12 protein-coding genes are annotated in these 13,407 nt (G+C 52.9%); 9 read left to right on the forward strand and 3 right to left on the reverse strand.

Going from position 1 to position 13,407, the window contains the following annotated elements; all coding sequences use genetic code 11:
- Positions 1–71: 71 nt before the first annotated feature.
- A complete protein-coding gene (locus tag C1N64_RS21080; protein ID WP_241492762.1) occupies positions 72–380 on the reverse strand; it encodes a hypothetical protein in 309 nt (102 codons plus the stop codon).
- 352 nt (positions 381–732) lie between these two features.
- On the opposite strand from C1N64_RS21080, the gene C1N64_RS21085 reads away from it, so the two are divergent.
- From C1N64_RS21085 to C1N64_RS21125, 9 genes are all read left to right on the forward strand, one after another.
- Positions 733–1,590, forward strand: a complete 858-nt coding sequence (locus tag C1N64_RS21085) for a metal ABC transporter substrate-binding protein (RefSeq protein ID WP_269750711.1) — start codon at positions 733–735, stop codon at positions 1,588–1,590.
- Entirely contained in the window at positions 1,587–2,405 is an 819-nt protein-coding gene (locus tag C1N64_RS21090; protein ID WP_133745708.1) for a manganese/iron ABC transporter ATP-binding protein, read from the forward strand. Before C1N64_RS21085 ends, C1N64_RS21090 begins: the two co-directional genes overlap by 4 nt.
- Entirely contained in the window at positions 2,402–3,250 is an 849-nt protein-coding gene (gene sitC, locus C1N64_RS21095; protein ID WP_162286562.1) for an iron/manganese ABC transporter permease subunit SitC, read from the forward strand. Before C1N64_RS21090 ends, sitC begins: the two co-directional genes overlap by 4 nt.
- A 2-nt stretch (positions 3,251–3,252) precedes the next feature.
- Entirely contained in the window at positions 3,253–4,074 is an 822-nt protein-coding gene (locus C1N64_RS21100; RefSeq protein WP_277284907.1) for a metal ABC transporter permease, read from the forward strand.
- A 223-nt stretch (positions 4,075–4,297) separates the two neighbouring features.
- Positions 4,298–4,786, forward strand: a complete 489-nt coding sequence (locus tag C1N64_RS21105; protein ID WP_033742349.1) for a (2Fe-2S)-binding protein — start codon at positions 4,298–4,300, stop codon at positions 4,784–4,786.
- Positions 4,783–5,775 carry an FAD binding domain-containing protein gene (locus C1N64_RS21110; protein WP_394515552.1) on the forward strand — a complete coding sequence of 331 codons (993 nt, stop codon included), beginning with the start codon at positions 4,783–4,785 and terminating at the stop codon, positions 5,773–5,775. The genes C1N64_RS21105 and C1N64_RS21110 overlap by 4 nt, the downstream gene beginning before the upstream one ends.
- Positions 5,772–8,111, forward strand: coding sequence for a xanthine dehydrogenase family protein molybdopterin-binding subunit (locus C1N64_RS21115; RefSeq protein WP_394515553.1), 2,340 nt, complete (start codon positions 5,772–5,774; stop codon positions 8,109–8,111). The genes C1N64_RS21110 and C1N64_RS21115 overlap by 4 nt, the downstream gene beginning before the upstream one ends.
- Positions 8,112–8,133: 22 nt before the next feature.
- On the forward strand, positions 8,134–8,694 hold the full coding sequence (locus tag C1N64_RS21120) for a nucleotidyltransferase family protein (protein ID WP_205954599.1): 561 nt from the start codon (positions 8,134–8,136) through the stop codon (positions 8,692–8,694).
- Positions 8,695–8,699: 5 nt separating this feature from the next.
- The gene (locus tag C1N64_RS21125) at positions 8,700–9,671 is read left to right on the forward strand and encodes an XdhC family protein (RefSeq protein WP_394515554.1); all 972 of its coding nucleotides are present in this window, start codon (positions 8,700–8,702) and stop codon (positions 9,669–9,671) included.
- Between the two features lie 48 nt (positions 9,672–9,719).
- Here C1N64_RS21125 and C1N64_RS21130 read toward each other — a convergent pair whose 3' ends face one another.
- Both C1N64_RS21130 and C1N64_RS21135 read right to left on the reverse strand, forming a co-directional pair.
- On the reverse strand, positions 9,720–10,853 hold the full coding sequence (locus tag C1N64_RS21130) for an ABC transporter substrate-binding protein (RefSeq protein WP_394515555.1): 1,134 nt from the start codon (positions 10,851–10,853) through the stop codon (positions 9,720–9,722).
- Positions 10,840–12,969: a TonB-dependent siderophore receptor gene (locus C1N64_RS21135; protein WP_205954597.1), complete on the reverse strand. Its 2,130-nt coding sequence runs from the start codon at positions 12,967–12,969 to the stop codon at positions 10,840–10,842. The genes C1N64_RS21130 and C1N64_RS21135 overlap by 14 nt, the downstream gene beginning before the upstream one ends.
- Between the last annotated feature and the right edge of the window lie 438 nt (positions 12,970–13,407).

The raw sequence follows: 13,407 nt of genomic DNA on the forward strand, positions 1-13,407 counted from the left end.
AACTTTTTTAACAATTATGGCGTACGGTTCAGCTTGTTTCCCACCAACAGGGATGAAAAACAAGCTTATTACTATTTAAAGAAAATATCATCATAGTCATTGTCAGAAGACGCTGAAAAAGGGTGCTTGCGTGCAGACCAGCTTGTGCCGGCAGACGAGCGTGCACCGATTTTTCTGAATCCCATGAGCCACTTTGTTGCATCGGCCAGTTGCAGAAGTCGTTTTTCATCAACTTCAGATTCTTTCATTACCCTGAGCTCATCCACCAGGGACTCAACACTTACGTCCTGATTAATTGCTATCAGGTTCAGAGCGGCCTCGCCAATGATAGTGTTAGTCAGATACTGTTGTGAAAGTAGCAAAATAACCTCCTTTGGCATGTGTTCCACATTTGTAATTTTAGCAAAGAATACAATCCGCCTTACCGTACAGCGCTGTTTGTACGCTTACACGAACTCAGTGCACCTGTTTAGGCAGAAAATCTGCATTAGCTGGAGAGGGGTGGATCTATTTTTTACTCTTTAAAATAACGAATTACATACCTCCTGACAGAAAAAATGAAACTTCCATTCATTTCATTAAAAAACTCCACAAAGTGTTTCTGTCCCTGATTTATAGCTTGTGCTATACAAGTTAGCACAAGCTATATTTGTGCATTAAGCTGAGGACAGCACGATGAACAGGTTTAAAAGGTATTGGATAACCGCGCTGAGTGTCATGCTCGGTGTTGCAATGACAACAAACAGCCATGCCGCTGAAAAATTTAAAGTTGTAACGACATTTACCGTTATTGCCGATATGGCAAAAAATGTCGCGGGGGAGGCGGCTGAAGTAACATCCATCACTAAGCCCGGAGCCGAAATTCATGATTATCAGCCGACGCCCGGAGACATAAAGCGGGCTCAGGGGGCGCAACTGGTGATGGCTAACGGCCTGAATCTTGAGCTATGGTTCCAGCGCTTTTATCAGCACCTGAAAGGCGTACCTGACGTTGTCGTTTCTGCCGGAATCGAGCCCATGGGGATAGGGGAGGGGCCTTACAATGGCAAACCCAATCCTCATGCGTGGATGTCGCCCGATAATGCACTTATCTATGTCGACAATATTCGTGACGCGCTGAGTAAATATGATCCGACCAATGCCCAGATCTATGCACAGAACGCCGCTGCCTATAAGCAGAAAATCATCGCATCGCTTGAGCCTTTCCGAAAACAAATCGCCGACATCCCTGAGAACAAACGCTGGCTCGTGACCAGCGAGGGGGCATTTTCCTACCTTGCGCGCGATTTGGGGCTTAAAGAACGTTATCTCTGGCCTGTCAATGCCGATCAGCAGGGGACGCCTCAACAGGTACGCCAGGTTATTGACCAGATGAAGAAACATGCCATTCCCGTTATTTTCAGTGAAAGCACCGTATCGGATAAACCGGCTCGTCAGGTAGCACGTGAAACACAGGCGCACTATGGCGGCGTTCTGTATGTCGATTCTCTCAGTACCGCCAGTGGACCCGTACCAACGTATCTGGACTTACTTAAGGTCACCACTCAGACATTAGTGAAAGGCATTAATGATGGGATGAAAAAACAATGACGCCGACAATTGATGTTTCTGACCTCTCGGTAATCTACCGCAATGGCCATATTGCCCTCGACAAGGCCAGTTTTTGCGTGCCAGCCGGTTCCATTGCCGCATTGCTTGGCGTCAATGGCTCGGGGAAATCAACGCTTTTTAAAGCGCTGATGGGGTTCGTTCCTGTCCGTGCAGGTACGGTCAGTATCCTCGGTATGACAACGCGACAGGCCTTACGCCGTAGTCTGGTGGCTTATGTGCCGCAGGCAGAAGAGGTCGACTGGTCTTTTCCTGTCCGGGTTGAGGATGTTGTCATGATGGGGCGTTATGGTCACATGGGTCTGATGCGCAGGCCCAGACAACAGGATCGTGACAAAGTCATGGCTGCGCTCGGACGGGTAGATATGCTCGAATACCGGGAGCGGCAAATCGGCGAGCTCTCAGGCGGTCAGAAAAAACGTGTCTTTCTCGCCCGGGCCATTGCTCAGCAGGGAGAGGTAATTTTACTGGACGAACCTTTTACAGGCGTCGATGTAAAAACCGAAGCCAAAATCATTAGTCTGTTGCGTGAACTGCGCGATGAAGGGAAAACCCTGCTGGTCTCAACGCACAACCTCAGTTCGGTGGTGGCGTTTTGCGACTACACCGTGATGGTCAAAGGTACCGTTCTGGCCAGCGGGCCGACGCGCACCACCTTTACACAGGCAAATCTCGAACGGGCATTTAGCGGTGTACTTCGCCATGTGATGGTTGAGGGTGAACTACGTGAGGTCATGGATGATAAGCCTCTTTTACCCGCATCGCCTGACAGGCGTTCAGTACGAGGTCAGCCATGACGCTATTATTTGAACCCTTCAGTTATCAATATATGTTGAATGCCATGTGGATTGCCGCAATGGTGGGTGGATTGTGTGCCTTTCTTTCATGCTACCTGATGCTAAAAGGCTGGTCGCTTATCGGCGATGCGCTGTCGCACGCTATCGTGCCGGGCGTGGCAGGCGCGTACATGCTGGGGCTTCCGTTTGCCTTTGGTGCATTCCTGTCGGGGGGATTAGCGGCGGGGAGCATGCTAGTGCTGAATCAGCGTACACGTTTAAAAGAAGATGCCATTATTGGTCTGGTATTTTCTTCGTTTTTCGGGTTAGGGCTGTTTATGGTTTCACTGAATCCCCTGTCGGTGAATATTCAAACCATCATACTGGGCAATATTCTGGCTATCGCCCCCGCGGATATTGTTCAGTTGGCTGTTATCGGGATCACGTCTGCCACGATTTTATTTTTCAAATGGAAAGATTTAATGGTGGCTTTCTTCGATGAGAACCATGCTCGCGCCGTGGGGTTACAGCCGGGACGGCTCAAAATACTGTTTTTCACCTTACTTGCAGTTTCAACCGTAGCGGCATTACAAACGGTTGGGGCTTTTTTAGTAATCAGTCTGGTGGTAACACCGGGCGCAACCGCATGGCTGCTGACCGATCGCTTTCCACGTTTACTGGCTATTGCTGTCGCCATCGGCAGCCTGACCAGCTTTGCGGGTGCCTGGGCAAGTTATTATCTCGATGGTGCGACAGGAGGAATCATTGTGGTGGCCCAGACGTTGCTGTTTCTGCTGACTTTTGTGTTTGCACCTAAGCACGGTTTACTCGCGAACCATCGGCGTCGCCGGATGCAGGAGATATGATGATGTGGCTGGAACCTTTTCAGTTTGGTTTTATGAACCACGCCCTGTTAATTGCCTGTATCGTTGCTATTCCCTGTGCGCTGTTGTCTGTCTTTCTGGTTCTGAAAGGGTGGGCGCTAATGGGGGATGCCATGAGCCATGCCGTGTTTCCCGGTGTTGTGCTGGCATGGATGCTGTCATTACCGCTTGCCACAGGCGCTTTCAGCGCGGGTTTTTTCTGCGCGATTGCCAGCGGCTATCTTAAAGATAACAGCAGAATCAAACAGGATACGGTACTGGGGATTGTTTTTTCGGGCATGTTTGCCACCGGCCTGATTATGTTTGTTGCGTTAAAACCCGCGATTCATCTCGACCATATTCTCTTTGGCGATATGCTGGGAATCAGCCGTGATGACATTATTCAGACAGGGGCGATGGCTGCGACAGTGGTAATACTTGTTATCCTGAAATGGCGTGACCTGATGGTATTCAGTTTCGATGTCCAGCAGGCGCGGGCTTGTGGCCTGGCGGTGCGCTGGCTGCATTATGGCTTGTTAGCCATGGTTTCTCTGACGATTGTGGCGACGTTAAAAGCGGTGGGCATCATTCTTTCCATTTCTTTGTTGATTGCGCCCGGCGCGATTGCTGTCTTACTGACACGTCGTTTTTCACATGCGTTGATTCTGGCCGCTTTCATTTCCGTAATGGTATCGCTCAGCGGTGTATATTTGTCATTTTTTATCGACAGTGCCCCAGCACCGACCATCGTTGTCTTATTCGCTTTCGTTTTTATGATCAGTTTGTTGATCGCGCACGTTAAAGGCCCACGTTTACCTGCCCATTAATCTTCGCTGTTTCGCTGACCGTCACCCTTGTCTGGACGGTCAGCGTCAAGCACAGCAGACATTCTTCTCGTTTTTATCTCCGACCCAAAAAATAAGTGCTAAACCTAATGACGGACATACGCATGTAAACATCAGGGTTATCCGCGCTTCACGTTTTTAATTTCGCCCGTTAGCGATAAGCCTCATATCACGTAACCGGCCCTGCAACCATGGGAAACAGATAATGTCAGAAAAAATACCACTCACGATGCAGGTCAATGGTGAGACCCGGCAGTTAACGGTCGATCCTCGCGTCACATTATTAGATGCACTGCGCGATCATCTTGATCTGACCGGCACTAAAAAAGGATGCGATCAGGGCCAGTGCGGCGCCTGTACAGTGCTGGTGAACGGTCAGCGTGTCCTGAGTTGCCTGACGCTGGCTGTTCAGACGCAAGAAAAAGCCGTCACCACGATTGAAGGTCTGGAACAGGCATCGGGTGAGCTGCACCCGGTACAGCGCTGTTTTATTGAACATGACGGTTTTCAGTGCGGCTACTGCACGCCCGGGCAGATTATGTCTGCGGTCGCCTGTATTAAAGAAGGTCATACAGGCTCAGACGACGAGATTCGTGAATACATGAGCGGTAATCTCTGCCGATGTGGCGCGTATCCTTTTATCATTGATGCGATAAAGCAGGCTGCAGCTGAAATGGCGGAGGACGTACGATGAACGAATTTCGCTGGCAGGTTGCCCGGTCAGTAACGGATGCAGCAGGCGCTAAACAGCACGCTGACAATCAGCTTATCGCGGGCGGAACGACGCAACTTGATTTGATGAAATGTGGCGTAATGACTCCCTCACTCCTCACCGATATTGCCGGCTTGTCGGATCTGTCAACGCTCGAATTCGGCGACGATAAAATCACCATTGGGGCGCTGGTCACCATGAGTGAACTGGCCAGTCATCCTGATTGTGAGGCCCTGGCCCCCGCGCTGTATGGCAGTCTGTGGCAGGCGGCGTCGCCTCAAATCCGCAATATGGCAACCATCGGCGGCAATCTCTGCCAGCGTACCCGTTGCGCCTATTACCGCGATCCGGCCACCTTTTCCGCCTGCAATAAACGCACGCCGGGTTCCGGATGTGCAGCGCTGCACGGCATCAATGCGAGTCACGCCATTCTGGGCGGCAGTGAACAATGTGTGGCGGTCTATCCTGGTGATCTGGCCGTCGCGCTGACGGCCTTTGACGCGACGATTATTGTCCAAAACAGCCATCAGGATACGCGGCGCATTCCGGTTGACGACTTTTTTCTGTTACCCGGCGAGACGCCGCAGCATGAGCACGCCTTACAACCCGATGAAATTATCGTCGCCATCGAGATTCCCCGTTCCTTAGCATTAAAACAGTCCCATTACCTGAAAGTACGCGATCGGACTTCTTACGAATTCGCCAGCGCGAGTGCGGCCGTGGGATTAACGCTTGCGCAGGGACGGATAGAAACCGTTCATATCGCGTTAGGTGGTGTCGCAACCAAGCCCTGGCGTGCCCGTCAAGTGGAACATGCGTTAACCGGACAGCGGTTTGAGGAACAAAGCCTGTATAAGGCCGCAGAGTTAATCACTCAGGAAACGCGCGCGCTGGCGCACAACGCTTACAAAATAACGTTAACGCCGCGCGTGATTGCCCGCGCGCTGCTGGCTGCGGGAGAACTGGCATGACAAAAGACAATAATGATCCGACGCTGACCGATAATGCCGTGCTGTCCGCGGATAAGCAAAGCGTCAATCCTCACCGTCGCGCCGCTGCCAGCCCTTCCGGTCTTGGCACACCGCGAACCCGCGGTGAGGGCAAGGTCAAAGTCACGGGAAAAGCCCGTTATGCTGTAGAGCATAAGCCCGACCGCATGCTGCATGGCGTCGTCCTGCAATCGACAATTGCCAGTGGCCGCATCTCACATATCGATACGGCCAAAGCGGAACGTGCGACAGGTGTGATTGCCGTTTATACACATCTTAATTCACTCAGAATCAATAAGCCGACGGCTATCGCTGATGGCGGTGCGGCGCAGACAACCTATACGCCCATTCAGGACGATGTGATTATTCACAATGGTCAGAACATTGGCCTGGTCGTAGCAGAGACATTTGAACAGGCAACTTATGCCGCTTCCCTGGTCGATATCCACTATGAGACGACGCCTGCTCTGATCTCGGCGACGGATGAAGGGGTGGAGCCTAAGCCGACTACAAAGCAGGACATCGATTTAGGTGAGGCTCAGGCCGCCATGGAACGTGCAGACGTGCGGATTAATCAGCGTTATACCACGCCACGCGAATATAACATGCCGATGGAGCCCCATGCCTGTATTGCACACTGGGAGCAGGGCCGCATAACCGTCTGGGAACCCAGCCAGTGGGTGGCAGGGGCGCAGATTGAAATCGCCGAATGGATGGGGATCTCGCCAAAAGATGTTCACGTCATCTCGCCCTATGTGGGGGGAGGTTTTGGCTCTAAGCCGGTGCCTTATACGCACGTAGCGCTGGCCTGCGTGGCCTCGCGCGCGCTTAATCGTCCGGTTCGCGTGTCACTGACGCGGCCACAAACCTTCACGGGTTTAGGGGGACGTCCTGCCACCTCACAGCAGCTGGAGATGGGAGCGACACGCGACGGGAAAATTCAGTCGGTGATTTTGCGCAGCTTCAGTGAAACGTCACTGATTGATGTCTTCGCTGAAAACTGCAGTAAGGTGACGGGGCGCATGTACGCTATTGAAAATCTCTCGGCGCAGCACCAGGTCAGGCCCATCAATACCGTCACGCCAGGCTGGATGCGCGCACCGGGTGAGAATCCCAGTGCATTCGGGCTTGAAGTGGCGATGGATGAAATGGCTTATGCGCTAAATCTCGATCCGCTGGCCTTTCGCTTACGCAACTGGGCAGATCACGATTATCAGCTGGAGTTGCCCTGGAGTTCACGTCGTCTGAAAGAAGCCTATGAAAAAGGGGCGGAAGCCTTCGGCTGGGATAAACGCATTATGGCGCCTCGTTCGATGCGCGAAGGGCGTGAATTAATTGGCTGGGGCATGGCATCGGGCACGTATCCGGTTAATACCATGCCGGCTGAGGCAAAAATCCTGCTTTCCTCTCAGGGGCAGATCGTTGTGCAGTGCGCGGGCGCGGACATCGGCACCGGGACGTACACGATTCTGGCGCAAACCGCCGCTGATATCTTAGGGGTGGATTCACACTGCATTGAAGTTGAACTGGGCGATACCCAACTGCCACGAGCCGGCGTTGCGGGGGGCTCTCAGCTGGCAGGAAATCTGACGGCTGCGGTTGATGACACCGCCAATAAAATGCACGCGCGCTTAGTCACGCTCGCAAGCGAATTAACGGGCTCGCCTCTGAAAGGCATCCCTCCGCATGAACTCAGCCTTGCGAACGGGGCGATTTATGTTACCGCTAACCCTTCTCAGACTGTTTCTTTTGGTGTACTGGTCAGCCTGACGAATGCATCCGTGCTGTGCGTCGAAGGCGGCACGTTCTCAGCGGATATGTCTGCCGAGGAACGGGACAGTGTGACCGGTAGCCTGGGTGAAATGAGCCGCCCGGAAAGCTTCTCTGCACACAGCTGGAGTGCACAGTTTGTCGAAGTGAGAGTGGACGAGGACTTTGGCACCATCCGGATTAAACGTATGGTCGCGGCGTTTGACAGCGGCCGGCTTTATAACCCCAAACTGGCCCGCAGTCAGTGGGTTGGCGGCATGATTATGGGCGTGGGACAGGCCTTGCTTGAGGAAGGCATTATCGATCCGCGCAACGGCAGAGTGCTGAACAACAATCTTGCCGATTATCTGATTCCCGTGAACGCGGATATCCCGGCGATTACCACGATTGATGTTGGCCTGCCGGATTATAAAGCGACCCGGATGGGCGGCAAAACGGTGGGTGAACTGGGCATCGTGGGCGTGGCGGCCGCGATCAGTAACGCGGTTTACCATGCTACGGGCAAGCGGGTCCGCGATCTGCCCATCACGCTGGATAAGATTCTGTAAACATGCGAAGGAACGCACTGAGATGAAAACGGCCATTGTATTAACGGCGGCAGGGATGGGCCGCCGGTTTCGGCATGCCAGTGGCGAACATAAGCTACTGACGGCGTTGAATGGCAAAGCCGTGCTGAAACATACGCTTGACCAGGCGAGGGCGAGCGGAATGGAGGTGGTCGTGGTATCGCGTCCCGAAGACGTGGCCATTCATTCTCTGCTAGGTGATGCGGTGCGGGTGTTGTGTGCCAGCGCCGGGCTGGGCGAGTCGATAGCGGCGGGCGTCAGTGCCTGCACGGATTATGATGGCGTGATCGTGGCGCTGGGCGATATGCCGTGGCTTACCGCTGCAAGCTACAGGGCGGTAAACAGGGCGTTAACCACGTATCCGCTGGTGCGTCCCTGGGTTGACGACCGTGCTGGTCATCCTGTGGGTTTTTCGGCCGCTTTTTTCCCCGCGCTGCGCCAGCTGACCGGTGATACTGGTGCGCAGCAACTGTTACAACATCATCCTGTACATTACGTGCCACTTCGGGATCGCGGTTGCCTGGAGGATATTGATTATCCGGATGATTTACGGCGAATGAGGTGAAGCCCATGATGACGTTAGATCAACGAGTGATTGAAACGGCATTAGGCTGGCATCATGCGGGACGGGCCGTCTGGCTGTGCACTGTGTTGCAGACCTGGGGCTCTTCACCGCGCGCACCTGGCACGATGATGGTGATCAGTGACAGTGGAGAAGGATGCGGCTCGCTTTCCGGCGGCTGTATAGAAGAAGACTTTCTGGCACGGCTGGCTGAGGGGCATTACCGCATCGACAGTCAGGTTGTCCGTTATGGTGAAGGCGGAAGGCAAACGCAGGTGCAGTTGCCCTGTGGCGGTAGCCTCGACGTGCTGGTGGAATATTTGGTTGCCGATAACGACAGCGGCCAGATGTTACAAGCGATGCATCAGGCGTTGCGTGGCAAAACACGACTGCTCAAAACGGTCACTGTGAGCAAACGTGCCACCTGGCAAACTATGGCGATGACGGCGGCGCTGCCGGTGCTTCGTTATCAGCATCCAGAGGTCGTGTTACCGGTTGGTGCCGTCCCGGAATTGCTGGTGGCAGGTTACTCTACCGTGGCCTTTGAGTGCATCCGGCTGGCACAAATTCTGGGCTTTCATGTTCGGGTATGTGAGCATCGCTCAGAGATGTTAAGTGAGCTGGAAGGTCATTTTACGGGCCAGGATACGATTACGATCGTCCCTCAGCATCCCGCGCGCTGGCTGGAGCTCAACGGTGCGCATGCTGCGGTAGCCATCGTCTCATTAACCCACGATCCGCGCATAGATGAGCTAACCATGATGGAAGCGGTCAACACTCATGCGTTTTACATTGGCATTATGGGGTCCGCTAAAAATACGGCCAGGCGCAAGTCGCGTTTACAGACCATTGCAGGGTTGGATAACGATGAGCTCGCACGGATCATTGCGCCTGTTGGTCTGGCTATCGGAAGTAAAACCCCCGCAGAAATCGCGCTGTCTGTCATGGCCGACATCATACGGGTAAAAAATCACTGTTAAGACGTTGCGTTGTCCGGCGTCACCATTACGCCGCCAGACAATCCGTGATCAGGTATTGGGTGTCAGCTGACAGAAATAGGTGCCGGAATACGGAACCGGCAGAAAATCAGTAAACAGCTGGCGCAGCGTTTTTTCAGGATCAATATCGTTAAAGAGCGCGGGATGAAGCGTTTTGGCAAAAAATTCTGCCGCGACAACGTGCCAGGGGCTGAGGTAAAAATTATGCCACAGGGCCGCCGCGTGGCCGTCCTGCAACGCACGCAACGACTTCAGGCCCGTTTGTTGCGCGGCCAGTTGCCGCAGCGAGGCGCGCGTTTCAGCCTGCGTGATGGCAGGGCCAATACGCAGATCGGACGTATCATTACGATCGCCGCTGCCCGTTGCAAAATAGAAATCCGGATGTGACGCAATCACCGTTTCTTCATTCAACCGGCCGAAAACGCCGGAAACCGTTTTGCTGGCAATGTTTTCGCCGCCGGCAAACGCCAGTATCTCACCAAGGCTGCCGTTTACCGACGTCACACAGCATTCATTTCGACGTCCCAGATGCAACTGCAGAAGTACGGTGGGCTTCTTCCCGCGAAACTGAGCGAGGCGCTGCGCAAGGGTCTGCATATGTTGCTGATAAAACGCATTAAAAGCCGAGGCTCGCTCACCCTGATCGAGCACCTCTCCCAGAATGGCTACGCTGCGGGTCGTATTTTCAAGGAGATGCACCCGCAGGTCGATTTTCACGACCGGGATATGCGCGGATTTCAGGACGCGCTCCAGCCGTTGTCCGGCCTCACTGCTGCGCGCCAGTGCCGGCAAAATTACCACATCGGGTTGTAATGCGATCACCTTCTCAGGGTTGATGTCATTTGATCCCTCCTGACCTAATGACGCGATATGCTGCATCTCAGGAAACTGACGCGCGAAAATATCCCATGTCTGACGATCGTACTTTTTCAGATCCTCGGGCCAGCCGACAAGCCTTTTGAAAGGGTTGCCGGGCTCCAGCAGTGCGTAGGTGTAAAGCATCCGGCTTTCGCCCAGCACAATACGCACAGGATGGTCGGGAACGGTGACCTTATCGCCGTTGATATCGGTGATGGTTTTGCCCCAGACCAGGCTACTGATGGTCAAAGCCAACAGCAGGAGCGTTCGTAGCAGGCTGCGCTTACAGAAATCAGAATTCAACACGGGCTTGTACCATCAGGTTGCGGGTTTCACCTTCACGTACGCGCAGGTTTCCGCCGCTCGACGTGTAATAGTGTTTATTAAACAGGTTATTCAGATTCAGTCGTATCTGTGTTTTCTTGCCCAGCAACGCGTTGTTCCAGGCAATAAAGCTGTCCGCTACGACATAATCCGGTAAGGTGAAACTGTTGTCAGGATCGCCAGCACGACTGCCAACATAGCGGGCGCCGCCGCCGACACGAAAATCACCGGGCACGTTGCTGACGATCAGATTATGGCTCAGGTAAAGCGCACCGGACTGCTCTGGTGCGTTCTGTAAGCGATTGCCATTATTCGCCGGGTTAATCCGGTCATCGACAATTTCAGCGTTGTCATAGCTGTAACTGGCACTGACATCCCAGTCCTGGACCACTTCACCATTAAGCTCAACCTCAACGCCCTGCGAGCGCGCCTTGTTGATCGGACGGTTAGTACCGTTGATGTTCAGTGTCATCCGCTTTTCATCGATTCTGTACAGCGCCAGCGAGGCGAAGAGGCGCGGAGAAAGTTGCCATTTGCTGCCAACCTCCCAGGTGGTGCCCTGCTCAGGCTTACTGACGTTTCCTTCATCGTCGACATCCGTCGATGGGGTGAACGATTTACTCATGCTGGCATAGAGCGAAACATCCGGTGTGATTTTATAAATCAGCCCGGTTTGTGGCAGGAAGGTATTTCCCTCATCATTCAGCGTTTCAACGACCGGATTAAATCCTTTTGACGCGCATTGTTCGTAATGTTGATAACGTCCGCCAATGACCGCAATCCAGTCTGGAGTAAGCGAAATACTGTCTTTTAAATAAACCGAACGGCTGTGGATACGGTTAAGGTTGTTAGCATTTGCCGTATTTTCGGTTGTGCTGTCGGTTACCGGTGACAGCAGGTCATAAGTGGGGTTGAGGTAGTTAAAGCGGCGGTCATTTTTGCCCTGATACTGGTGCGCCCGGTACGTCTGGTTCATTTCATAATCCGTACCGAAGACCAGCGCATGCGCCATGCCGAATATCTCCGGATTCCCCAGGACGTCCCATGACAGATATTTGGTTTGCTGATTAAATCCGCGATTGGCATCGGCGCGCCGGGTAACCACGCCGGTAGCAGGATTAATCGCCGTGACCCGAACTTCGTTATTGTCATAACGGCGCTGATTCCAGCCAAGCGTCAGGCGCGTGCTCCAGCTGTCGTTGAACTGCCAGTCGTAATGCGCGTTCAGTGCCTGATTACGTCCCCAGGCATGATTCGCTTTGTCATCCAGTCGCTGTTTGTAACCGACATCGAGTGGTGCGCCATTAATAAAAGCGGTACCGCGATCGTAAGGAATGTCATAACGATAGTCGCTGTAGCTGACCAACAGGCTGGCTTTCTCACCGTACCATTGCAATGACGGTGCGAGCAGAGAATGCGCATCACTGCCAAAATTGCGCCAGTAATCCTGACGCTGCTTCTCTGCGATGAGCCTGAAAGCAAAACCATTACCCAGCGGGCCGGTGACATCGAGCGTACCGGCTCCACCACCTTCACTTGCGTAGCGCCCACTGACGGAAGACTGCCATGAATAGCGTGGTTTTTTGCTGATGACATTGATGATACCGCCCGGATTTTGAATGCCATAGAGCAGAGATGCCGATCCCTTGAGTACCTCAACCCGCTCCGTGGTCGCATCCAGATTTAACCCCTGGCTGCTTCGTATACCATCGCGATATATCGAGCCATCAGAATTGCTACCGAAGCCACGGCGAACGAAACCGTCCTCTGTTCCTGCCAACGTGTTGGCTTCCACAACACCACTGACGAAGCGCATCGCATCGCTCAGATTGCTAACCTGATAATCATCAAGCTGCTGTTGTGTCACGGTACTGACAGACTGGGCCTCGTCGAGACGCGCCGTCGGCATTTTACTGCCAACGCTGCTGGTGGTGGCTGCATAGCCCTCTTCACGGTCAGCATCGCTGGTGACGGTGACGGTATCATCCCCGGTGGCGGCAAGGCTGTTACCGGCCGGAAGCCAGGCGCTGGAACAGATCGCCACTATTAAAGCCTGCTGAAATCTGAGGTTCTTACTCTCGCCTGGACGTGTTTTCATTATATTTTTTCGCTGATCATCAAAAACAAAATAAACGTAAAGGCCACGTTAAACGTGGGGTTTTTTCGCCTTCAGGCGGAGGTTTTTGCGTCCGTCCTAGTAGACTGTTTTGTAATTGAGAATCATTCAACCATTGAGTGATGTAGTAGTAAATATAAAAACATTTATTTTTACTACATTTCCAGGAGAGTGTATTAACGATGATTTAACTGTTTTTATATTGTTAAGTCATTAATTTTAATGAATTAAAAAACTTATTCTGGTGAAGTGTATCCATGGGAAGAAGCATAACCTTGCTGTTCGTGAGGGAGAAAAGGCTTGCTGACTACAGCCGTGCGGGACATGCTTAGCGCAGGCGAAGCAAGAACAGTATCGTCGAAGGGGATTACCCTGTCAGGTTCACACATTATCGTTCAGGATTTAACGGGGGCGTGAGAG

The sequence above is a fragment of the Pantoea sp. SGAir0215 genome, assembly GCF_043543215.1.